Below are 22,659 nucleotides of genomic sequence, written 5' to 3'. Positions count from 1 at the left end.
GCTCTTTTTATGTTCACTTCTATATAAAAGGGGGATATAGGGTGCGCCCCTGTCTGCACTGGCAGAGGCGCGTTTTGTTATACGACTGCGACGTTTTCCTTCACAGTAAAGCTTCCTCTTGAAAGTCTGATATTGATGTCTGACACTTTTGCAATTTGTTCATCGTGCGTCACCATAATGACGCATTTATTTTCCTTGTGCGCCAGATCTTGAAAGAGGCGTACAATTTCTTTTGATGTGTCCTCATCAAGGTTTCCGGTCGGTTCATCGGCTACGATAAGATCCGTGTCACAGCAGAAAGCCCTTGTAATTGATACCCGCTGCTGCTGTCCGCCGCTCAGTGTGAGCACTTTTTGCCGGGCTTGTTTTTCGTTGATGCCAACCTTCTGCAGCATGTCAAGCGCATATGATTCTTTGTTCTTTTCTTTAGAACCTGTGATTTCCATAGCGGTTGTGACGTTCTGCAAAGCCGTCATATACGGGAGCAGGTTGTACGCCTGAAAGACGATTGATACATATTGATTTCTGAAATTGGTTAAGCCGATTTTGGAAACAGCTTTTCCGTCGTAAAGGATGTTTCCTTCTTTTGGTGCGTCAAGTCCGCCTGCCAGAGATAGGAAAGTGGTTTTCCCCGTCCCTGATGTGCCGACGATTGTGTAGAATTTGCCTTTTTGAAAGCTGATGTTAATATCCTGAAACAATGGCTGGCTTTTGTCTTTATACCAGTAGCCGACTTGTTGAAATTCTAATAAGCTCATAGGTTTCGCCTCTTTCTATTCCTGTTTTGTCAATATCGTTTTCGGATGAAGCCGCAGTACTGAAATTGACGGCAGCAATGTTGCAATGATTGCGATTAGGATGCCGATCCCGCCAAGAATAAGCATGTCGTTCATAGAAACCGCGACGTTCAGTGAATCGATAACGTCCACGTTTGATGAACTGTGGCCGAACATTCCGCCGCCCATGCCGCCACCGCCGCCGGGCATTTGTCCGCTTGCGGTTTGCGTTGAATCGGTTGATGAACTGATCTGCTGGGATAAAAGCTGATTTCCAAGCTGATTCGCGACGAGATTTCCCGTCACAGATGCAAGGCCGATAGCGATAACGGCCACAATCAGAATCTCAGTCAAGAACTGTCCAATCAATTTCCATCGTTTTTCACCGATGGCCATTAACACGCCCATTTCGTATTTGCGCTCCCTGATTGACATCATGACAATCAGGCCAAGGATGACGGCGCCTGCCACTGATACAAGATACACAACGTTTTTAGAGAAAGAAGCCACATTTTCAATCGGGCCGACCATTTGCTGGTAAAGCTGATCGTTTGTATTCAGTGTGTACGTATCGAAGTCAATTGATGTTTTCTTCGCTGCTTTTACGAAAGCATCCATATTTTTCGCGTCGTCCATATAGTAAACAGCTGAGTCAATCGTATTTTTATAGTCGTCGCCTTTCAGCGCCGCTGTTGCTGTGTAAGGCGTATAAAGCTTGTTATAAGGATTTAAGAAAGAGAAATTTTGGGCTTGGTCATCACCTGAAGATGTTGTTTTATAAATACCGACGATCTTCAGCTTTACTGTCGTATCTTCATCTGTTGCTGATTCAATTGTGATCGAATCGCCAACGCTTAAATCATTTTCTTCCGCTAATGTTTCGTTGATCACTGTTACTTTTTTGCCGACATCTGATTTTGTAATCGCGCGTCCGTCAGTGATTTTTGAATCTCCGTCAGAGAAGTCATCAACTAATGCTGTGCTGATGACACCTTCAATCGAAAGATCGGCTTGCACCATTTGCGGTCCGCCTTGTCCGCCGCCTTGGCTGTTTTTAGCGTTTGAGCTTGAACTGCTGGAGCTGGAATCACTTGAACTAGAGCTTTCAATCGCATCAAAGTTTCCTGCGTTGGCTGAAGCTGATGTGGTGTAATTGTAGCTCTTCACATGATCAAGCGCTGCAAGCTTATTCGCATCAGACACTTTGATCGGTGTTGATTCGAAGCTGCGTTTTTCACCGCTGTCCTGCTGTTTTTCCATTTGCTTTTGGCGGTCAACCTGAAGTGTCACGCTTCCGCCGAGTTCCTGTCTGGCCAGTTCGCTTGACTTTTGTGCTGCCGACTGGATGGTGAGGCCTGATAGCACAAAGACACATATGACTGTAAACACAAATAATTGCAATAACGTTTTTCCCTTTTTAGCCTTCATATTCCAAAAGGCTCGTTTGATAAAGTTCATTTATGTTCCTCCGCATTGGTATTTTTATTGATAAGACCGCCTCTGGGGCGCGTCCCCTTGCTGATAAATTAATAGTAGTCCAAAGGTATGAAAAAAATATGAACAATCTATTTCTAGTTGATGAAATAAAAACTAACAATTGTGAAACGCAAAACCTTCTGTTTAAAATGGTGCTATTATATAAAAAAGCATCAAAACAACCGGAGGATATAATGAAAATATTAATGATAGAAGATAATGTTAGTGTATGTACGATGACGGAGATGTTCTTTTTTAAAGAAGGTTTTGAAGCGGAATTCGTTCATGACGGGTTAGAAGGGTACCAGCGTTTTACGGAAGAAAATTGGGATCTGATCATTTTGGATATCATGCTTCCATCTATGGACGGCGTGACCATCTGCAGAAAAATAAGAGAGACAAGCACGGTGCCGATTATCATGCTGACTGCCAAAGACACTGAATCAGATCAGGTCATCGGGTTTGAGATGGGGGCGGACGATTATGTCACAAAGCCGTTCAGCCCGCTGACATTGGTTGCCCGCATCAAAGCCGTCATCAGAAGATACAAGGCGACAGGCAAAGCTGTTATTGATGAAGATATGATCGAATCAGAATGCTTTACCATTAATAAGAAGACGAGAGAAGTATTATTAAACGGAGAGCCTGTAGAAAATCTCACGCCGAAGGAATTCGATCTGCTTTATTACCTTGTCCAAAATCCGCGGCAGGTGTTCTCCAGAGAACAGCTGCTCGAGCAGGTATGGGGCTATCAATTTTATGGAGATGAACGAACGGTTGACGTTCATATCAAACGGCTAAGGAAAAAGCTTGCCAGCGAGGACAAGCCTTTCCTGTATACTGTTTGGGGAGTAGGGTATAAATTTGATGAAGATTAAATATTTATATCAGCTGCTGCTAAGCCACATCAGCATTTTGATTTTAGCATTTGTCATTATCATTTCTCTGTTTTCCCACTTTGTGAAGGAATTTGCCTATCAAAACAAAGTAGAGGAATTGACGTCATATGCGGTGCAGATTGCAAATGAATTCCAAGCTGGCCAGGTGGACATGCGCAGGCTCTATCCTTATCAGGACATGTTAAGCACAAGAAAGACGCAGTTTATCATCTTTAATGAAGAGCAACAGCCTTATTTTCTTCCTGAAGGCTTTCATCACCCACCAAGGGAACAGCTGAAGAAATCAGAATGGAATAAGCTAAAAAAAGGGCAGACTGTCATGATCAGGGCAGATGGCCGTTTTGATGATGAAGTGTCACTTGTGGCGCAGCCTATATTTGTTCAGAACGAATTTAAAGGCGCCGTTCTGCTGATTTCTCCGATCAGCGGCGTTGAACAGATGGTCAATCAGGTCAATCTCTATATGTTTTACGCTGTGATCAGCACGCTTGTGATTACGATTCTCGTGAGCTGGCTTCTGTCCAAATTCCATGTCAAGCGGATTCAAAAACTGAGAGAAGCGACAGATAAAGTGGCTTCCGGCGATTATGACATCCATTTGGAAAACAGCTACGGGGACGAAATCGGCGTACTGGCGTCTGACTTTAATATCATGGCGAAAAAACTAAAGCAGTCAAGGGATGAAATCGATCGCCTCGAGAAGCGGAGAAGGCAGTTTATCGCTGACGTGTCACATGAATTAAAAACACCGCTGACGACGATCAACGGTTTGGTTGAAGGGCTGAACAGCCATACGATTCCTGAGGATAAGAAGGATAAATGCTTCTCGCTGATCAGTGAGGAAACGAAGCGCATGCTGCGGCTCGTAAAAGAAAATCTGGATTATGAAAAAATCAGATCCCAGCAAATTACCTTGAACAAGCTAGACGTTCCTCTGATCGAGGTGTTTGAAATCGTGAAAGAGCACTTGCAGCAGCAGGCGGAAGAAAAACAAAACAAGCTGATGATCCAAGTAGAGGATCACGTCATCGTACATGCCGATTATGACCGGTTCATTCAAATTCTCGTCAACATTACGAAAAACAGCATCCAATTTACGCAAAACGGTGACATTTGGCTGCGCGGAATGGAAGGTTATAAAGAGACGATTATTGAAATTGAAGACACGGGTATCGGCATTCCAAAAGAGGATATTGAGCATATATGGGAGCGATTCTATAAAGCAGATATTTCAAGAACGAACACGGCATACGGTGAATACGGACTCGGTCTCTCGATCGTCAAGCAGCTCATTGAAATGCACCAGGGCACAGTAGAAATCGAGAGTGAAGAAGGGAAAGGCACAAAGTTTATCATCCGCCTTCCTTTAACGGCAAAACAGCAATAGCATACAGGGCGGCGGCATCATCTGATGGAGCCGCCTTTTTTATACACCGCTTCGGTTTATTGCGTGCTCCCGAAAACAAAGATTGCGTGTTTTTCGGGTTGGGACGGTCTATAAACATGATAAAATATGACATAAACAGTTTTTGATGGGAGAGGGTGAAGGAATGAAGAGCGGGGTAATTCCTTCTTCAGCGGTCGGTCAAAAAATTAACGAGTGGTACAGATATATCCGGACATTCAGCGTGCCGGATGCCGAAGTGTTAAAAGCTGAAATCCAGCAGGAACTGAAACACATGCAGCATGATTCCAACTTGCTGCTTTATTATTCACTAATGGAATTCCGGCACCAGCTTATGCTGGATTATCTTGAGCCGTTAGAGAAATTAAATATCGAAGACCAGCCAAGCCTGTCTGAATTATCAAGAAACATTGACAGCAACCAGGCAGATCTCAAAGGGCTGCTCGACTATTACGTGAATTTTTTTCGCGGGATGTATGAGTTTGATAAGCGGGAATTTATTTCTGCCATTACATACTATAAACAGGCGGAGAAAAAGCTCTCCTTTGTCGCAGACCATATTGAACGGGCTGAATTCTATTTTAAAATCGCGGAAGCTTATTATTATATGAAGCAAACGTATTTTTCATTGATTAATATAAAAAACGCTTATGAAATTTACGTGGAGCAGGAAACCTATAATGTGAGAATCATTCAATGCCATTTCGTGTTCGGGGTCAACCTGATGGATGAAAGAAATTTCGAACAAGCCGCACGCCATTTCAAATTGGCGCTCAATATGGCCCAAGCGGAACAAAAAGCCCAGCTGGTCGGAAGAGCATACTACAATCTCGGATTATGCTATTACAATCAAGACCTTCTAGACCCTGCCATTGATTACTTTGAAAAAGCGGTCTCCACGTTTGAAAGCAGCAGGATCGTCAATTCTCTCCCGCAAGCCTATTTTTTAATCACCCTGATTTATTATAAACAGGGAAAACATGATAAAGCTTCGGAATATCACAAGCGGGGCTATGAATATGCTAAAGAAACAGACGATGCAGACTATGCCGTAAAATTCGAGTTTTTGCAATCCCTATATCAGGATCAGCCCAATGAAGAAGGAATCGAACGATGTTTCCAATACTTAAAAAATAAAAATATGTACGCTGATATAGAGGATTTAGCCCTAGAAGTAGCAAAATACTACTATGAACAGAAATGGTTTAAACTGTCTGCTTCCTATTTTCTACAAGTTGAAGAGGCAAGAAAACAAATACAAAGGAGTGAAGGTTTGTATGAAATTGAAATCTAAGTTGTTTGTTATTTGTTTGGCCGCAGCCGCGATTTTTACAGCGGCTGGCGTTTCTGCTAATGCGGAAGCACTCGACTTTCATGTGACAGAAAGAGGAATGACGTAAGAACAAACCCCTTCTCATTAGCGAGAAGGGGTTTTTCTTTTCAAAAAAACACCGCAAGACATAGTCTTGCGGTGCCGCCTTCATGGAGATTACGTTTATTTAGTAGCCTCCTACAAATGCAGTTCCCACAATGATCAAGAGGATAAATAACACAACAATCAAAGCGAAAGAAGTTCCGTAACCTGACATTTTGTGCACCTCCTTGCGAGATTGCTTCAGCAAATGCTGCAAAACTGTGGCGGACAGGGTCCCGCAGAGACGGTCAGCAGCTTAGTAGCCGCCAACAAACGCAGTCCCTACGATAATTAAAAGAATAAACAATACAACGATTAAAGCGAAAGAACTGATGCCGCCGTAACCGCCGCCGTTAGAGTATCCTGACATAAGGTTTCACCTCCCTATGAAGGATACTATAAGATATGCTGAACCGATCCATTTGGCAGGGATAATAGTGGACAAGAGAAAAAATGAACAATCAGGCTATATGAAGGTGATATAAAAAATAGCGGGCGCTGCCGCCCGCTATTTATGTACGATTAAGAGATCAGCACGCCCGCGAAAAATTCCTGGTATAACGCTTGAACGGCTTTTCTTTCTTCGGCTTCTTTTACGCCAAACATCATGCTTACTTCAGAAGATCCCTGATTGATCATTTCGATATTCACCTGTGCCTCTGATAATGCTTTGGCGGCTCTTGCCGTTGTACCGACATTGTGGCGCATCGCTTCCCCTACAACCATAATCAGGGCGAGATGATGCTCGACGATGACTTCATCGGCATGCAAATCCTCTTCGATCCGTTTGATGACGCTGCGCTCAGTGACGGCATCCATTTGCCCCTGCCGTAAAATGATCGTCATGTCATCGATTCCCGATGGAACATGCTCATACGTCAAACCATTCTCCTCCAGGATTTGAAGGGCTCTGCGGCCAAAACCGATTTCTCTGTTCATGAGATACTTGCTGATATAAATGCTGCAAAAACCAGTGTCGCTGGCAATGCCGACGACAGGCCCGTTTGTGTTATCCCGCTTGCTGACGACGCGGGTGCCTTCGGCTGAGGGGTTGTTCGTATTTTTGATCTGAACAGGAATCCCCGCTCTGAATGCCGGAATGAGCGCTTCATCATGAAACACTGAAAAACCCGCGTAGGACAGCTCCCGCATCTCTCTGTATGTCAGCTCGCTGATTTCCTTTGGATTCTGAACGAAGGACGGATTGACAGAATACACAGCGTCTACGTCTGTAAAGTTTTCGTACAAATCGGCTTGAAGTCCGTTGGCAAGAATCGAACCGGTAATATCAGAACCGCTCCGTGAGAATGTGATCACATCGCCATCCTTGCTGAATCCGAAAAAACCGGGAAAAATGATGAGTCCGTCACGTTCCCGAAGACGATAGAGGTTTTGATAGGATTCAGGAAGAACTTGCGCGTTGCCGGGTTCATTTGTCACAAAGAGGCCGGCATCCTTCGGGTTTACATATTCCGCTTTGACGCCTTTATAGCGGAAATAAGCGGCAATCAGCTTGGCATTGTTATCCTCCCCGCTGGCCTTGACTGCGTCAAGGTATTGCTCGGGATTGCTTTTATCTCCTTCTAAAAGCGTAAACAGATCATCTCTGATTTTTTCGATAATGCTTTGCCCCAGCTGAAGCTCATTGGCGATGAGAGCGTACCGTTCCACAACAGCTTCCGCCAGTTCAGGTGCGCTGCCTGTTTCCAAATATTGTTTTGCACATGCGATTAAGAGATCAGTCACTTTCGTATCCTCGGCATAGCGTTTTCCCGGAGCTGAAACGACTACAGCTTTCCGTGCCGGGTCTGAGGTAACGATGTGAAACACCTTGTCAAGCTGGGCGCCTGAAGCAAGTGAGCTGCCTCCGAATTTAACGACCTTCATGTTTACATCTCCTAATGTTTAAAATTTTCACACAAATTTAGTATTTATTATCTCTCTTTCAGTCCTGTAAATCAAGGGTTAATTTCTTTCTGGAGAGAACATTTGTATTTCTCACAAGGAATAATGTCAAGTTTGCTGACCGTATACCTGCGTTATAAAGATAAATATGGTAAACAGCCTAACGTTTTGGGATGGAAAATGGTCAGAATGATTAGTAAAATGGATAAATGACTAGGTTAATATTTTTAAAGAATATTGACTAACCCTAGAAAAATGGTAATATGTAAATGATAATGATAATCAATTACTATATGGCCATATTGTTTTGAGTCCTTGCGGAGTAGGAGATACGTTCTTTTTGCTGTAAGGATGTAAGGAGGCAGCATGAAGCTACGTTACTTATTTATTCTACTTATCATATTAGCAGTCACATCTGTATTTATCGGTGTAGAAGATCTTTCGCCGCTTGATCTCTTCGATTTAAGCAAACAAGAGGCGTCAACGCTGTTTGCAAGCCGTTTGCCGCGATTGATCAGCATTGTCATCGCGGGATTAAGCATGAGCATCTGCGGTTTGATTATGCAACAGATCAGCAGAAATAAATTCGTGTCACCGACGACGGCCGGCACGATGGATTGGGCGAGGCTCGGCATTTTAATTTCCTTGCTGCTGTTTACATCCGCCAGTCCTTTAATCAAAATGCTGATTGCGTTTGTCTTTGCCCTTGCAGGAAATTTTCTGTTTATGAAAATCCTTGAAAGAATCAAGTTTAACGACACCATCTTTATTCCGCTTGTCGGTTTAATGCTCGGGAATATCGTCAGTTCAATCGCGACATTTATCGCATATAAATATGACTTGATCCAGAATGTGTCATCATGGCTGCAGGGAGACTTCTCTTTAGTCGTGAAAGGAAGATACGAGCTTCTTTATCTGAGTATTCCGCTCGTCATCATTGCCTATGTGTATGCGGATAAATTCACATTGGCCGGTATGGGTGAAAGCTTTTCTGTCAACCTAGGCCTCAAGTACAAACGGGTTGTGAACATCGGGCTCATTATCGTGTCCCTGATCACGTCCCTTGTCATTTTGACTGTCGGTATGCTGCCGTTTCTCGGTTTAATCATCCCGAATATTGTATCGATTTACAGAGGAGACAATCTGAAGAGCAGCCTGCCGCATACTGCGCTGTTGGGAGCGGTGTTTGTGCTGTTTTGCGATATACTGGGCAGAATCATTATCTTCCCTTATGAAATCTCGATTGGCCTGATGGTCGGAATCATCGGCAGCGGCATTTTCCTGTTTATGCTGTTAAGGAGAAAAGCCTATGCGTAACCAGATGAAAATAGCTTTGCTCGTTGTTTTAGCCATTGTATGTATTGGCTTGTTTCTGTTTTATGACTTAGGCAATTGGGATTACACCCTGCCGAGACGAATCAAAAAAGTCGCTGCCATTGTGCTGACGGGGGGAGCGATTGCGTTTTCGACCATGATCTTTCAAACGATTACGAACAACCGCATCCTGACGCCGAGCATTTTGGGCCTTGATTCTCTCTACATGCTGATTCAGACTGGCATTATCTTTTTGTTCGGTTCTGCGAATATGGTCATCATGAATAAAAACATCAACTTTATCATATCTGTTCTGCTGATGATCCTGTTTTCTCTTGTTTTGTATCAGATCATGTTCAAGGGTGAGGGGAGAAATATCTTTTTCCTTCTGCTTATCGGAATCGTGTTTGGCACGCTGTTCAGCAGCCTGTCTTCCTTTATGCAGATGCTGATTGATCCGAACGAGTTCCAAGTTGTGCAGGACAAGATGTTTGCCAGCTTTAACAATATCAATACGGATTTGTTATGGCTCGCGTTCATCATCTTCCTGCTGACAGGCGTTTATGTCTGGCGTTTTACAAAATTTTTCGATGTGCTGTCGCTCGGACGCGAGCACGCCGTGAATTTGGGCATTGACTACGACAAAGTGGTGAAGCAGATGCTGATCGTGGTTGCGATTTTGGTTTCTGTTTCAACAGCGCTAGTCGGGCCGATTATGTTTTTAGGCCTTCTGGTCGTCAACCTGGCGAGAGAATTCCTGAAAACCTATAAGCATTCATACTTAATCGCAGGCTCCGTTTTCATCAGCATCATTGCGCTGGTCGGAGGGCAGTTTGTGGTTGAGAAAGTGTTTACCTTCTCAACGACGCTGAGCGTCATTATTAATTTTGCCGGCGGGATTTATTTTATCTACTTGCTGTTAAAGGAGAATAAATCATGGTAGAGGTCAGAAATGTAAGCAAACAATATGGCGGGAAAGTTGTCCTTGAAGAGACGTCAGTCACGATTCAAAAGGGCAAAATCACCTCGTTTATCGGTCCTAACGGCGCCGGCAAAAGTACGCTGCTGTCTATCATGAGCCGCCTGATCAAAAAAGATTCCGGCGAGATTTACATAGACGGACAAGAGATTGGAGCATGTGACAGCAAAGAGCTTGCCAAGAAAATGAGCATTTTGAAGCAGGCGAACCAAATCAATATCAGGCTCACGATCAAAGACCTCGTTAGTTTTGGCAGGTTTCCGTACTCACAGGGCCGGCTGACAGAGGAAGACTGGGTTCATATCAACCAGGCGCTTAGCTATATGAAGCTGGAAGACATTCAAGACAAATACTTGGATCAGCTGAGCGGCGGACAGTGCCAAAGGGCATTTATCGCTATGGTCATTGCCCAGGACACAGATTATATCTTTCTGGATGAGCCGCTGAACAATCTGGATATGAAACACTCAGTTGAAATTATGAAACTGCTGAAACGGCTGGTAGAGGAGCTTGGAAAAACGATCGTGATCGTCATTCACGATATCAATTTTGCTTCAGTCTATTCTGACTATATCGTCGCTTTGAAAAACGGCCGAATCGTAAAAGAAGGACCGCCTGAAGAAATGATAGAAACATCAGTGCTTGAGGAAATCTACGATATGACCATCCCGATTCAGACGATTGATAATCAAAGAATAGGTGTCTATTTTTCTTAATATATAGAAGAGGTGAAGAGCATGAAAAAGTTCGCATTACTATTCATCGCTTTGGTGACGGCAGTTGTGATTTCTGCATGCGGAAACCAAAGCACAAGCAGCAAAGGTTCTGATTCTAAGGAAGAACAAATCACAGTGAAACACCAGCTGGACAAAAACGGAACAAAAGTACCGAAGAGCCCTAAAAAAGTTGTCGTATTTGACTTTGGAAGCTTAGATACACTAGATAAACTTGGTCTTGATGATAAAGTAGCGGGACTGCCGAAACAAGCCCTTCCTAAATATCTGTCCAAATTCAAGGATGACAAATATGCTGACGTCGGAAGCTTAAAAGAGCCAGACTTCGAGAAAGTGGCAGATTTAGACCCTGACTTGATCATTATCTCAGGAAGACAATCTGAGTCTTACAAAGAATTCTCTAAAATTGCGCCGACAATTTACCTTGGCGTAGACACAGCGAAGTATATGGAATCATTTAAGTCTGACGCAGAAACAATCGGTAAGATCTTCGATAAAGAAGATGAAGTGAAGGATGAACTCGCAAAAATCGATCATTCAATCGCAGATGTAAAGAAAACGGCTGAAAAGCTTAACAAAAACGGTCTCGTCATCATGGCGAACGATGGGAAGATCAGCGCATTCGGTCCTAAATCAAGATACGGCCTGATCCATGACGTGTTCGGCGTGACACCGGCTGATAAAAACATCAAAGCGTCTACTCACGGACAAAGTGTTTCTTACGAGTACATTTCAAAAACAAACCCGGATTACCTGTTTGTCATTGACCGCGGTACAGCGATCGGTGAAACATCATCTACTAAACAAGTCGTTGAAAATGATTATGTGAAAAATGTAAACGCAGTGAAAAATGATCATGTCGTCTACCTTGATTCTGCTACTTGGTACTTATCAGGAGGCGGTCTTGAGTCTATGGCGCAAATGATCAAAGAAGTGAAAGACGGTTTAGATAAGTAAAACCACAAAGAGCCTCCGCTAAGTAGCGGGGCTCTTTTTTTGTTAATCAGCGTGCCGGCTGCTGTTCGGCAGGGCGCTGAGGTTTCTTTAATGTGAATGAGAGAAGGAAGCCGACAAGTGCAATGACGGCAGCCACAATAAAAGCGGCGTTCATGCCGTGCAGGGCGGCGTGCTTCACATTTGTCGTGCCTGCATGTGCCGCCTGGTTGCTCATCACGGAAACCAATAGTGCGGTTCCGATCGAGCCGCCGACTTGGCGAATCGTGTTGTTCATCGCAGTTCCGTGCGGAATCAAGTGGCGCGGAAGCGCGTTGATTCCGGCTGTTGTCACCGGCATCATGATCATGGCGGTGCCTAAGAGACGAACAGTGTATAAAACGACAATCCAAGCGAGTGATGTATGGTCAGTCAGCTGCATAAACGGCAGAGATGTCAGGAAGATGATGCAGAAACCGGCAATCGCCAGCCCTCTTCCGCCGACACGGTCAAAAATTCTGCCGATAATCGGCGACATAAAGCCCATCACAACGGCTCCCGGAAGGAGCATAAGCCCTGTATCAAAAGCTGTGACGTCTCTGACATTTTGTGTATAAAGCGGCAGGATGGTTTCCGTACCGATCAATAATGCAAAGACGAGGGTTCCCAGCAGTGTTGTTAAACTGAAAACACCAAACGTGAAGACGCGGAATTCCAGCATCGGTTTTTCAAGCTTCATTTGTCTTGTGATAAACAAGAGCAGCGCGATGACACCCACCAGCAGTGAAATCAAGACGGTTGAACTGGACCAGCCGTAAGAGCCGACGCTTGAGAAGCCGTATAGAAGGCCGCCGAACCCAAATGTTGAAAGGATGACTGATAAAATATCAATCTGTGTTTTTCTTAAAGTCGTCACGTTTTTCATCAGGATGCTGGCAAGAATCAAATCAATCACAGCAAACGGAAGAATAATATAAAACAATGATCTCCAAGAGAAAGCTTCGACAGCCCATCCGGAAAGAGTCGGTCCGATCGCAGGCGCGAATGAGATGACCAATCCGACCATACCCATAGCCTGGCCGCGCTTTTCAATCGGAAAGATTGTCAGGAATACAGTCTGCATGAGCGGCATCATAATGCCGGCTCCAGCCGCTTGAATGATACGTGCTGTCAGCAGAACCGGGAAGTTCGGCGCGAACGCTCCGACGACTGTTCCGACAGTGAAAATGCTCATTGCTGTGATGAGCAGCGCCCGGCTTGTGAATTTCTCAATTAAAAACGCAGTAATCGGAATTAAAATCCCGTTGGTTAACATAAATGATGTGGTCAGCCATTGTGCTTGGTTGGCATCGACATTGAAATCCCTCATGATATGGGGAAGTGCGGTAATCAACAATGTCTGGTTCAAAATCGCCACAAACGCTCCGGCTAACAAAATGCCGACAATGACAGAACGGTTAAAAGGTTTTTGTTCAATACTTGTGTTCAATACATATCCCTTCTTTTCTCTAAGTAATTAACAGTGTTTTTAACATGGAAACGGGCTGTGTTAAAACACCGGTTTGTTCGAGATAGCCAATCAGTGATTTGAGTAAAAAAGCGCGGGGTTCTTCCTTCTTCGCTTCTTCCTCCAGCATGGCGGCTGCGGATGTCAGTTCATCTACGTCATAGTCCGCGGCGGGCAGGGAAGAGATGCCTTTATGTAATTCCTTCAGGCTTTCCGATAATAGGACTGATTTATCCTTTGGCTTGTAGGAGGATGCTGAATGAATATAAAGCTCGATGGCTTCGGGCGGAAGAAGAGACTGGCGGGTTTCCCTGTTTTTGATAATCTGATTGAGGGTGCTGATGATAAACTCTGCGATCGGGTCAAGCTCAAGCGGTTTTTCCTCGATTTTGATCAGCATTAAAAACTCACGCATCATGCCGTGAAGAATGATGACCAAATCCCACACAAACGGGAGAATGGTTTCTCCATACGCCTGGATCAGCGAATCGCGGTGCCAGCAGATAATCGTCGATCTGGTCTGATGGATATGCTGTTTGACCCGGTCATTGTGCAGCTTGGGGTTTCCGTAGGTCAGCATATTGAAAAACTGCTGATTCCGCCTGAAGTCCTCCAGTTCCATTTTGACCTTTTGCGTCAAACGCTCCTCCGGTGTAAGTGCGGTATTTTCCTGAAGTCTTGAGGCCGCAGCCACCATTTGCTTCTGGTTAAATGACAGCAGCTCCAAAAGCAGATCTTCTTTAGATTGGAACAGCTTATATATCGAAGCTTTTGACATCTTACATTCTTCTGCGATCGCCTGCATGGAAACCGACGTAAAATCCTTTTCCGAAAAAAGCTTTCGCGCGGCTAACAAGATATCTGTTTTTTTATCAAGCATCTCATGGCTTCCTTCTTTCTTGAACATTAGAAAACCCATTGGTTCACAGAAAACCAATGAGTAACTATGAAAAAATTTTACCAAATAAACAAAATAGAAGTCAATGGATTTTAACCGGGTAAATGAAAGGCCTGCCGGAAAATCCGACAGGCCGAATAAGAGCTTATTTTTCAACTTTAAATCCTTGTTTTTCAAGCATTTCACGGATGTGCGGATAGTACAGGCGCTCATAGTAAGAAGCGATGCTCTGTGACCAGTTTCTTGTTTCTTTTCCGTTTGTCCGCTTATTCATGTATTCAGACATCTGTTCGTCGTATGCCTGAATGTGAGACGTCAGCTCATCCTGATTCAAATAAGTTTCCTGATGATTGACAGCTTCCTGCGGCAAGCGCGGTTTTTTCGCTGAACGGTCGGCAGGATGCCCAATGACAAGGCCGGATAAAGGGAACACGTATTTTGGAAGCTCTAGCAGTTCGATCAGCTCTTGAGGGTTTCCGCGAACTGCACCGATCGGAACTGTGCCAAGTCCGAGTGACTCAGCCGCTGCTGTTGCTGTGCCGAGGGCAATACCAGCGTCTACTGCGCCGACAAGAACAGATTCCAATCCATTTGTGATTTCCATTTTGAAATCATGCAGATCTTCAAGCGCGATTTTGGCCCGGTTGAAATCTGCGCAGAACAGCAGGAAAACAGGAGCTTGATCGATCCATGGCTGGCCGCCTGCCAGCTCGGAGATTTTCTTTTTGCGCTCTTTATCCTGGACTGTGATCACAGTCACTTGCTGTCCGTTGATAGAAGAAGGGGCTGATTGCACCGCTTCAATGATTTGGTCCAATTGCTCCTGAGCTACAGGCTCATCTGTGTAGCTGCGAATCGAGCGGTGGTCTGTTAAAGATTTAATCACTTCATTCATATGAGACACCCTTCCTTTACTCGCTAAGCTCTGTGCGGACAACATCAAGAGGAGCGCTCAGCAGTTCTTTTCCTTTTGCGACAAATCCTTGGAAATGCGCAGTTTCGTTATGGAATTTCATTGCCGCTTCATCTTTCCATTTTTCAAGCATGACAAATGTATTTTCTTCGCCTACTTTTTCAAATAGGTCGTATTGCGCGTTGCCTTCCTCAGCTCTTGAATGCTGAACAAGTGATTGAGCCTCGCTCAAAAATTCCTCGCGTTTTTCTGGTTTTACTTTGATGTAAGCTTGTAATACGATCATGTAAATCTCCTCCGTTGTTATGTGAATTTATTGTTCGAATTTCATCGAACTAAATGTAACATGTATTCTAAATGAGGTAAAGGAAAAACCCTTAAATAGTAAAATTGTCATTCTAATTGTTGTGTGATACATTTGTGTCATGAACATTCCAAACCATCCAGAAACAGAAACATTGCAGCTGACAAAGGTTCTTCATGCACTTAGTGATCCGCTTCGTTTAGAGCTCGTCAAGCAATTAGCTGAAGCAAAAGAAAAAACGTGCAGCACCTGTGCAGATGTGCAGGTTGCCAAATCGACTTTGTCGCATCATTTTAAAGTTTTGAGAGAATCAGGTATCGCTCAAGTTCGGATAGAAGGAAAGCGCCGGTATTATTCGCTTCGCGCTGAAGACCTTGAAAAGGCATTTCCGGGCCTGCTTGAAGCCGTGCTGAATGTAGACCAGGACCGCTGGTGAATCAATCCCCTGTAACGGGGATTTTTTTATGTCCGTAAACCGCTTTGAAAAGCCGCTGCACACCCTCCTGAATATCTTCTTCCTTCAGCCGTGCAAAGCCGATAATGAGAGCTGGCCTGCCCGTTTGCCGCTTGTTTTCCTTCAAGTTAAATCGGCTCATTCCGAATATTTCAAGCTGCAGCCCGGCAGCATGTGACAGGATGTCTTGTTCGGTGCGCCTGGTATCAAATTCGGTAACAAAATGCAGCCCCGCATTTGCCCCTTTTACGGTAACCTCTCCACTGAACTCTGCTTCTAAAGCGGTGATCAGGCGTTCTCTCTTTTCTTTATAATGCTGCTTCATTTTTTTTATATGCTTCTGATATTCACCAGACTCGATAAATTCCTGCAGGGTGAGCTGTGTAAGTGATGAGCAAGTCTGCAGATCATAGCCCCGCTGTTTGTATGTCCTCAACAGCTCAGGCGGCAACACCATATAGCTGATCCGCAAGCCGGGGAGAAGGGATTTTGAAAAGGTTCCCATATAGATGACATTTTGAAAACGGTCGAGGCTTTGCAGCGCCGGAATACTGTCTACATCATATGTGAATTCACTATCATAATCGTCCTCAATGATATATCGGCGCGGCTCCTCGGCTGCCCAGTTCAGCAGCTGAATTCTTCTGGATACAGGCATAATCGTTCCGGCCGGAAACTGATGCGACGGGGTGGTCACCAGCACATCAGGCTGCTGTCTGGTGATTTCAGCAATCGACATGCCTTTTTCATCCAGCATGATCGTCTTGACTTGTTTTCCGGCATTCTTCAAAAGCTGATACATGCGCCTGTAGCCAGGCTCCTCCATCGCATACACGGCTTCCTTGGGTAAAAGCTCAGTCAACAGCTGCATGAGCACCTGTGTGCCTGCCCCTATGATCATTTGTTCCGGCCTGCATTTTACACCCCTCGTCAGGGAAATGAGCCTGGTAATGGCCGCTCTCACTTCATATATCCCTTGCGGATGTGACATATCGCCGAGCGTGCGGTATGAACGGGAGGCCGCTTTTTGCTCGCAGCGGAACCAGCTTTTGATCGGAAAATGGTCTGTATCGGAACTCATGTGTGAAAACGATATCCAATCGCTCTGATCGATGTGAATCTCTTTTAGGTCATCCGGCAGTGCAAATGGAGGGTGCTCCTCGGCGGAAAACATGTCTAGCTCCTCCACGAAGAAACCCTTTCGTTCAATGGCGTACAAATACCCTTCAGCCAGCAGCTGCTGATAGGCTGAATTCACTGAATTTACGCTGACCTTGAGATTTTCAGCCAGCTCCCGCTTGGAGGGAACCTTCGAGTGCGGCAGCAGATTGCGGCTGAGGATTTCTTTTTTCAGCTTTTGATAAATTTGCTGATAGATATAATCGGCTTGTTCTGAACGATCGAGTGTAATCGTGATATCCATTTGTAGTTTCTCCTTCTGATACCATCAAAAAGTTATAATTGGTACTTTTCATCATACCAAAGAGAAGTCAGAATGATAAGAAAATACCGACAGGGGGATATTCATATGAGTCAAACAACAGCAAGCATCACAACTGCACAATGGCAGCAAAAACGGGATCAATTTGTGTCAAAAGGTGTGAGCAACGGCAACCGCAGTCTGGCGGTCAAAGGAGAAGGGGCCGAGCTGTACGATCTGGACGGCCGGAGATTTATTGATTTTGCAGGCGCCATCGGCACGTTAAATGTCGGACACTCGCATCCGAAGGTGGTTGAGGCTGTGAAGCGGCAGGCGGAGGAGCTGATTCATCCTGGCTTCAATGTCATGATGTACCCGACTTATATCGAGTTAGCCGAAAAACTGTGCGGCATAGCACCGGGCAGCCATGGGAAAAAAGCGATTTTTCTTAACTCAGGGGCGGAAGCGGTCGAAAACGCTGTGAAAATTGCCAGAAAGTATACAAAGCGCCAAGGCGTTGTCTCGTTTACGCGCGGGTTTCATGGACGCACGAATATGACGATGAGCATGACAAGCAAGGTAAAACCTTATAAATTCGGTTTCGGACCTTTTGCGCCAGAGGTTTATCAAGCGCCGTTCCCTTATTATTATCAGAAGCCGGCCGGCATGAGTGATGAAAGCTATGACGATATGGTCATTCAAGCATTCAATGATTTTTTTATCGCTTCAGTGGCGCCTGAAACGGTGGCGTGTGTCGTGATGGAGCCAGTGCAGGGAGAAGGCGGGTTTATTATTCCTTCGAAACGGTTCGTGCAGCACGTCGCTTCATTCTGCAAAGAACACGGCATTGTTTTTGTTGCTGATGAAATCCAAACCGGCTTTGCCAGAACTGGCACTTATTTCGCAATTGAGCACTTTGATGTAGTGCCCGATCTGATCACGGTTTCTAAATCGCTTGCGGCAGGCCTGCCATTAAGCGGTGTGATCGGGCGTGCGGAAATGCTTGATGCGGCAGCGCCAGGGGAGCTGGGCGGCACGTATGCCGGCAGCCCGCTCGGCTGCGCGGCGGCTTTGGCAGTCTTGGATATTATCGAAGAAGAAGGACTGAATGAGCGATCTGAAGAAATTGGCAAAATCATTGAAGACAAGGCGTATGAGTGGAAACAAGAATTCCCGTTCATCGGTGACACCCGCAGACTCGGGGCGATGGCCGCAATCGAAATCGTCAAGGATTCAGACACGCGTGAGCCTGATAAAGCAAAAGCAGCAGCGATCGCGGCCTATGCGAATCAAAACGGATTACTTTTGCTGACAGCGGGAATTAACGGTAATATCATCCGCTTTTTGACACCGCTCGTCATCTCAGACAGCCTTTTAAATGAAGGGCTCAGCATCTTGGAGGCGGGCCTGCGAGCTTAATCATTGGAAAGAAAACGGCTGGGTCTGCTATCATTTTAAGTAATCATGAAAAGAAAGGAATGTTCAATATGCCAGATCAATTAACGGTCTACAACCCGGCTACGGGCGAGGAGATCAAAACGATTCCTCAGCAATCAGCCACAGAGGTAGAAGAAGCCATTGAACGTTCACATCAAGCGTTTAAAACGTGGTCTAAAACATCAGCGAACGAAAGAGCGTCTCTTTTGAAAAAATGGTATGAGCTGATTGTTGAACATAAAGAAGAGCTTGCAGATTTAATTACAAAGGAAAACGGAAAACCATACCAGGAAGCAGTCGGCGAGGTACTTTACGGCGCAGGCTATATCGAATGGTTCGCAGAGGAAGCGAAGCGTGTGTACGGAAGAACGGTCCCGGCCCCGACAACTGGTAAACGAATTGTTGTCACACGCCAGCCGGTCGGCCCCGTTGCTGCTATCACGCCCTGGAATTTCCCGAATGCGATGATTACACGCAAAGCGGCGCCTGCTCTTGCCGCTGGCTGTACATTTATCATCAAGCCGGCGCCAGACACACCGCTGTCTGCTTATGAACTAGCGCGCCTCGCATATGAAGCTGGCATTCCGAAGGATGTTCTTCAGGTTGTGATCGGTGATGGAGAAGAAATCGGAAATGTGTTCACAAGCAGTCCGAAAATCCGCAAAATCACGTTTACAGGCTCAACACCTGTAGGGAAAATCCTTATGAAAAACAGCGCGGACACCGTGAAGCACGTCTCAATGGAACTCGGCGGACATGCCCCGCTGATCGTAGATGAAGATGCAGACATTGACCTTGCCGTTGAACAGGCGATGGCGTCCAAATACCGAAACGCCGGCCAAACCTGCGTATGTGCCAACCGCCTGATCGTTCATGAGTCCATCAAGGATGAATTTGCTGCGAAACTGAGCGAGCAAGTGTCTAAGCTGAAAGTCGGAAATGGACTTGAGGAAGGCGTCAATGTCGGACCGATCATCAACAAACGAGGCTTCGAAAAAATCGTCAGCCAAATAGATGATGCGGTTGAAAAAGGCGCAAAAGTGATTGCTGGGGGCACATATGACCGAAACGATGACAAAGGGTGCTACTTTGTGAATCCGACAGTGCTCACCGATGTCGATACGTCCATGAACATCATGCATGAGGAAACATTCGGCCCGGTCGCCCCGATCGTCACGTTTTCTGATATTGATGAAGCGATTCAGCTTGCCAACGATACACCGTATGGCTTGGCTGCATACTTCTTCACAGAAAACTACCGCCGCGGCATCTATATTTCCGAGAATCTAGAGTATGGCATTATCGGCTGGAATGACGGCGGACCGTCAGCGGTTCAAGCGCCATTCGGCGGAATGAAAGAAAGCGGCATTGGCCGTGAAGGCGGTTCAGAAGGTATCGAGCCGTACCTTGAAACAAAATATTTGTCCATCGGTTTATAAAAGAATGCAAGCTCCTGAGAGCTGCCGGATTTTCCGGCAGCTCTTTTTGTGTTCCGGCGAATAATCACAACAATTCCAGCCAAAATAACAGCAAATACATTTTGAAAGAAGGTTCCCCAACAATGGATTTATTATTGGCTCTTCTCCCGGCTTTGTTTTGGGGGAGCATTGTTCTCTTCAATGTGAAATTAGGCGGCGGGCCGTACAGCCAGACACTGGGAACGACGATCGGGGCACTCATTGTTTCTATCGTTATTTACTTTTTTGTTCAGCCCGTTCTGTCACTTCGCATTTTTATTGTTGGAATCGTATCCGGCTTATTTTGGTCACTTGGACAGGCCAACCAGCTGAAAAGCATTCAATTGATGGGCGTGTCGAAAACAATGCCGATTTCTACAGGAATGCAGCTCGTTTCCACCTCGCTGTTCGGTGTGATCGTGTTCCGCGAATGGTCAACACCGATTGCGATTACGCTTGGCGTTCTCGCTTTGATCTTTATCATTGTGGGAATCATTCTCACGTCCTTGGAAGATAAGAATGATAAAAAAGAGGGCGAGCCAAGCAATTTGAAAAAGGGCATTTTGATTCTCCTTGTTTCGACTCTTGGTTATTTGGTTTATGTAGTCGTGGCTAGATTATTCAATGTGTCCGGCTGGTCCGCGCTGCTGCCACAGGCAATTGGCATGGTGGTCGGGGGGTTAGTTTTAACCTATAGACACAAACCCTTTAACAAGTATGCGATCAGAAATATTCTCCCAGGGTTAATCTGGGCAGGCGGAAATATGTTTTTGTTTATTTCTCAGCCGCGAGTCGGCGTTGCAACGAGCTTTTCCCTTTCACAAATGGGAATTGTCATTTCTACGCTCGGCGGTATTTTCATCCTGCGTGAAAAGAAAACGAAACGCCAGCTTATAGCAATTGCGATAGGGATTATCCTGATTATTGCCGCTGCCGTATTCTTAGGAATCGCCAAAACAAATTCATAACAAATGGAGGAGGATGTATATGTATCCGGATTTAAAAGGAAAAGTCGTCGCTATTACAGGAGCTGCTTCAGGGCTCGGAAAGGCAATGGCCATTCGCTTCGGCAAGGAGCAGGCAAAAGTGGTCATTAACTATTATAGTAATAAACAAGATCCGAACGAGGTAAAAGAAGAAGTCATCAAGGCGGGCGGTGAAGCTGTTGTCGTCCAAGGAGATGTCACGAAAGAGGAAGATGTAAAAAATATCGTGCAAACGGCAATTAAAGAGTTCGGCACACTCGATATTATGATTAATAATGCCGGTCTTGAAAATCCTGTGCCATCTCACGAAATGCCGCTCAAGGATTGGGATAAAGTCATCGGCACGAACTTAACAGGTGCCTTTTTAGGAAGCCGTGAAGCGATTAAATATTTCGTAGAAAACGATATCAAGGGAAATGTCATCAACATGTCCAGCGTGCATGAAAGGATTCCGTGGCCGTTATTTGTCCACTATGCAGCTAGTAAAGGCGGAATTAAGCTGATGTCTGAAACGTTGGCTTTGGAATACGCGCCGAAGGGCATTCGCGTCAACAATATCGGGCCAGGTGCGATCAACACGCCAATCAATGCTGAAAAATTCGCTGACCCTAAACAGAAAGCAGATGTAGAGAGCATGATCCCGATGGGCTATATCGGCGAACCGGAGGAAATTGCCGCAGTGGCAGTGTGGCTTGCTTCGAAGGAATCCAGCTATGTTACAGGCATCACGTTGTTTGCGGACGGCGGAATGACGAAATATCCTGCTTTCCAGGCAGGCCGCGGTTAAACATAAAAAGCGACCCAGACATGACATCTGGATCGCTTTCTTTATTAGGCACGCTTTTTCTTTACAAGTGCTGCTACAGATAAAATAATAGCAGCCGCAGACAGCACAATCGCTGTGATGTCCAGAGCTGAAGAACCTGAGTTTTCGGAATCGTCTTCTGTTTTCGTGGCGCCGTGCTCATCTGTCACTTGTTTTGCAGACGTGATGTTTGTAATGGAATGAGGTGTATCGGCATCCTCGTCACCTGTCCACTCAACAATGCTGCCGTCTTTGTAATATTGGTATGCGTCCCAAGCAGCTTCCCCCGCTTTATCAGGGTTTTTGGCAACAAAGGTAAACTGCTGGAACTGGCCTTCCTGAATGCCTCCGTCAGTCGCCTCCCATGTCACGGACACTGATTTGTCATCATGTTTTTGAGTGGAAACCTTCCAGCCCGGAATTGGCTCATATTGCTGGAATTCAACATCCTTCGGCATTTTGAGGACAACCTTCGTTGTCGGCAGATTTTTCTCAGAAGGAACCTTCATTGTATATGTTTCCCAAGAGTCTGCAGCAGACTCAGCCGGTTTTACAGAAACGTGCGCGCTGGCAGGGGCCGTAAAGAATAAGAGGGAGCCGATAATAGCCGGACATAGTGTCAATGCGATTTTTTTCAACAACG

General features: G+C 45.4%; 24 protein-coding genes. 13 read left to right on the top strand and 11 right to left on the bottom strand.

What is annotated here, in order from left to right:
* Window positions 1-77 precede the first annotated feature (77 nt).
* A complete protein-coding gene (locus tag ACQVGT_RS18650) occupies window positions 78-758 on the bottom strand; it encodes an ABC transporter ATP-binding protein (RefSeq protein WP_015382762.1) in 681 nt (226 codons plus the stop codon).
* 15 nt (window positions 759-773) lie between these two features.
* Window positions 774-2,234 carry an ABC transporter permease gene (locus tag ACQVGT_RS18645; RefSeq protein ID WP_015382763.1) on the bottom strand — a complete coding sequence of 487 codons (1,461 nt, stop codon included), beginning with the start codon at window positions 2,232-2,234 and terminating at the stop codon, window positions 774-776.
* 212 nt (window positions 2,235-2,446) lie between these two features.
* On the opposite strand from ACQVGT_RS18645, the gene yclJ reads away from it, so the two are divergent.
* The 4 genes from yclJ (at window position 2,447) to phrC (ending at window position 5,956) form a co-directional block, all read left to right on the top strand.
* Window positions 2,447-3,130, top strand: a complete 684-nt coding sequence (gene yclJ, locus ACQVGT_RS18640) for a two-component system response regulator YclJ (protein ID WP_015482792.1) — start codon at window positions 2,447-2,449, stop codon at window positions 3,128-3,130.
* A complete protein-coding gene (gene yclK, locus ACQVGT_RS18635) occupies window positions 3,117-4,538 on the top strand; it encodes a two-component system sensor histidine kinase YclK (RefSeq protein ID WP_080030630.1) in 1,422 nt (473 codons plus the stop codon). The genes yclJ and yclK overlap by 14 nt, the downstream gene beginning before the upstream one ends.
* A gap of 163 nt (window positions 4,539-4,701) precedes the next feature.
* Window positions 4,702-5,850, top strand: coding sequence for a response regulator aspartate phosphatase RapC (rapC, locus tag ACQVGT_RS18630; RefSeq protein WP_014475800.1), 1,149 nt, complete (start codon window positions 4,702-4,704; stop codon window positions 5,848-5,850).
* Entirely contained in the window at window positions 5,834-5,956 is a 123-nt protein-coding gene (gene phrC / locus ACQVGT_RS18625) for a phosphatase RapC inhibitor PhrC (RefSeq protein ID WP_003224994.1), read from the top strand. The genes rapC and phrC overlap by 17 nt, the downstream gene beginning before the upstream one ends.
* Window positions 5,957-6,055: 99 nt before the next feature.
* Here the strand turns inward: phrC and ACQVGT_RS18620 are convergent, their stop codons facing one another.
* From ACQVGT_RS18620 to ACQVGT_RS18610, 3 genes are all read right to left on the bottom strand, one after another.
* Window positions 6,056-6,145, bottom strand: a complete 90-nt coding sequence (locus ACQVGT_RS18620; RefSeq protein ID WP_015482794.1) for a YjcZ family sporulation protein — start codon at window positions 6,143-6,145, stop codon at window positions 6,056-6,058.
* 81 nt (window positions 6,146-6,226) lie between these two features.
* A complete protein-coding gene (locus ACQVGT_RS18615) occupies window positions 6,227-6,340 on the bottom strand; it encodes a YjcZ family sporulation protein (RefSeq protein ID WP_014478831.1) in 114 nt (37 codons plus the stop codon).
* Between the two features lie 152 nt (window positions 6,341-6,492).
* Entirely contained in the window at window positions 6,493-7,857 is a 1,365-nt protein-coding gene (locus tag ACQVGT_RS18610; protein WP_015382767.1) for an aspartate kinase, read from the bottom strand.
* A gap of 384 nt (window positions 7,858-8,241) precedes the next feature.
* Here ACQVGT_RS18610 and yclN point away from each other — a divergent pair, with 384 nt between their 5' ends.
* Genes yclN through yclQ form a run of 4 tightly spaced genes read left to right on the top strand, consistent with a single transcriptional unit; the run spans window position 8,242 to window position 11,859 of the window.
* Window positions 8,242-9,192, top strand: a complete 951-nt coding sequence (gene yclN, locus ACQVGT_RS18605) for a petrobactin ABC transporter permease YclN (RefSeq protein ID WP_015382768.1) — start codon at window positions 8,242-8,244, stop codon at window positions 9,190-9,192.
* Window positions 9,185-10,132 carry a petrobactin ABC transporter permease YclO gene (gene yclO / locus ACQVGT_RS18600; RefSeq protein WP_014475805.1) on the top strand — a complete coding sequence of 316 codons (948 nt, stop codon included), beginning with the start codon at window positions 9,185-9,187 and terminating at the stop codon, window positions 10,130-10,132. The genes yclN and yclO overlap by 8 nt, the downstream gene beginning before the upstream one ends.
* On the top strand, window positions 10,126-10,884 hold the full coding sequence (gene yclP / locus ACQVGT_RS18595) for a petrobactin ABC transporter ATP-binding protein YclP (RefSeq protein WP_003234487.1): 759 nt from the start codon (window positions 10,126-10,128) through the stop codon (window positions 10,882-10,884). Before yclO ends, yclP begins: the two co-directional genes overlap by 7 nt.
* Window positions 10,885-10,905: 21 nt before the next feature.
* Window positions 10,906-11,859 (top strand): petrobactin ABC transporter substrate-binding protein YclQ, encoded by a 954-nt coding sequence (gene yclQ, locus ACQVGT_RS18590; protein ID WP_015482797.1) that lies wholly within the window; start codon window positions 10,906-10,908, stop codon window positions 11,857-11,859.
* 46 nt (window positions 11,860-11,905) lie between these two features.
* Here the strand turns inward: yclQ and ACQVGT_RS18585 are convergent, their stop codons facing one another.
* The 4 genes from ACQVGT_RS18585 to ACQVGT_RS18570 form a co-directional block, all read right to left on the bottom strand.
* Window positions 11,906-13,324, bottom strand: a complete 1,419-nt coding sequence (locus tag ACQVGT_RS18585; RefSeq protein WP_015382772.1) for an MDR family MFS transporter — start codon at window positions 13,322-13,324, stop codon at window positions 11,906-11,908.
* 19 nt (window positions 13,325-13,343) lie between these two features.
* A complete protein-coding gene (locus ACQVGT_RS18580; protein WP_015482798.1) occupies window positions 13,344-14,222 on the bottom strand; it encodes a TetR/AcrR family transcriptional regulator in 879 nt (292 codons plus the stop codon).
* 163 nt (window positions 14,223-14,385) lie between these two features.
* Window positions 14,386-15,135, bottom strand: coding sequence for an oxygen-insensitive NADPH nitroreductase (nfsA, locus tag ACQVGT_RS18575; protein WP_003234479.1), 750 nt, complete (start codon window positions 15,133-15,135; stop codon window positions 14,386-14,388).
* A 16-nt stretch (window positions 15,136-15,151) separates the two neighbouring features.
* Window positions 15,152-15,439 carry a putative quinol monooxygenase gene (locus tag ACQVGT_RS18570; protein ID WP_003234477.1) on the bottom strand — a complete coding sequence of 96 codons (288 nt, stop codon included), beginning with the start codon at window positions 15,437-15,439 and terminating at the stop codon, window positions 15,152-15,154.
* 139 nt (window positions 15,440-15,578) lie between these two features.
* Between ACQVGT_RS18570 and ACQVGT_RS18565 the strand changes: the two genes are divergently transcribed.
* Entirely contained in the window at window positions 15,579-15,893 is a 315-nt protein-coding gene (locus ACQVGT_RS18565; RefSeq protein ID WP_003234476.1) for an ArsR/SmtB family transcription factor, read from the top strand.
* A 1-nt stretch (window position 15,894) separates the two neighbouring features.
* On the opposite strand, the gene gabR is transcribed toward ACQVGT_RS18565, so the two are convergent.
* A complete protein-coding gene (gene gabR, locus ACQVGT_RS18560) occupies window positions 15,895-17,334 on the bottom strand; it encodes a MocR-like transcriptional regulator GabR (protein WP_015382775.1) in 1,440 nt (479 codons plus the stop codon).
* A 105-nt stretch (window positions 17,335-17,439) separates the two neighbouring features.
* Between gabR and gabT the strand changes: the two genes are divergently transcribed.
* The 4 genes from gabT to gdh all read left to right on the top strand — a co-directional run bounded on the left by gabT (window position 17,440) and on the right by gdh (window position 21,998).
* Window positions 17,440-18,750 (top strand): 4-aminobutyrate--2-oxoglutarate transaminase, encoded by a 1,311-nt coding sequence (gene gabT, locus ACQVGT_RS18555; protein ID WP_015482799.1) that lies wholly within the window; start codon window positions 17,440-17,442, stop codon window positions 18,748-18,750.
* Between the two features lie 68 nt (window positions 18,751-18,818).
* Entirely contained in the window at window positions 18,819-20,207 is a 1,389-nt protein-coding gene (gabD, locus tag ACQVGT_RS18550; protein ID WP_015382777.1) for a succinate-semialdehyde dehydrogenase, read from the top strand.
* A gap of 122 nt (window positions 20,208-20,329) precedes the next feature.
* A complete protein-coding gene (glcU, locus tag ACQVGT_RS18545) occupies window positions 20,330-21,193 on the top strand; it encodes a glucose uptake protein GlcU (RefSeq protein ID WP_003234455.1) in 864 nt (287 codons plus the stop codon).
* A gap of 19 nt (window positions 21,194-21,212) precedes the next feature.
* The gene (gdh, locus tag ACQVGT_RS18540) at window positions 21,213-21,998 is read left to right on the top strand and encodes a glucose 1-dehydrogenase (protein ID WP_014475815.1); all 786 of its coding nucleotides are present in this window, start codon (window positions 21,213-21,215) and stop codon (window positions 21,996-21,998) included.
* Between the two features lie 44 nt (window positions 21,999-22,042).
* On the opposite strand, the gene ACQVGT_RS18535 is transcribed toward gdh, so the two are convergent.
* Window positions 22,043-22,657, bottom strand: a complete 615-nt coding sequence (locus ACQVGT_RS18535) for a YcnI family copper-binding membrane protein (protein WP_015482802.1) — start codon at window positions 22,655-22,657, stop codon at window positions 22,043-22,045.
* Window positions 22,658-22,659 lie beyond the last annotated feature (2 nt).

This window comes from Bacillus sp. SCT118 (genome assembly GCF_058566435.1).
The sequence above is the reverse complement of the archived record's forward strand: the minus strand, read 5'-3'. Positions and strand labels throughout refer to the sequence as shown.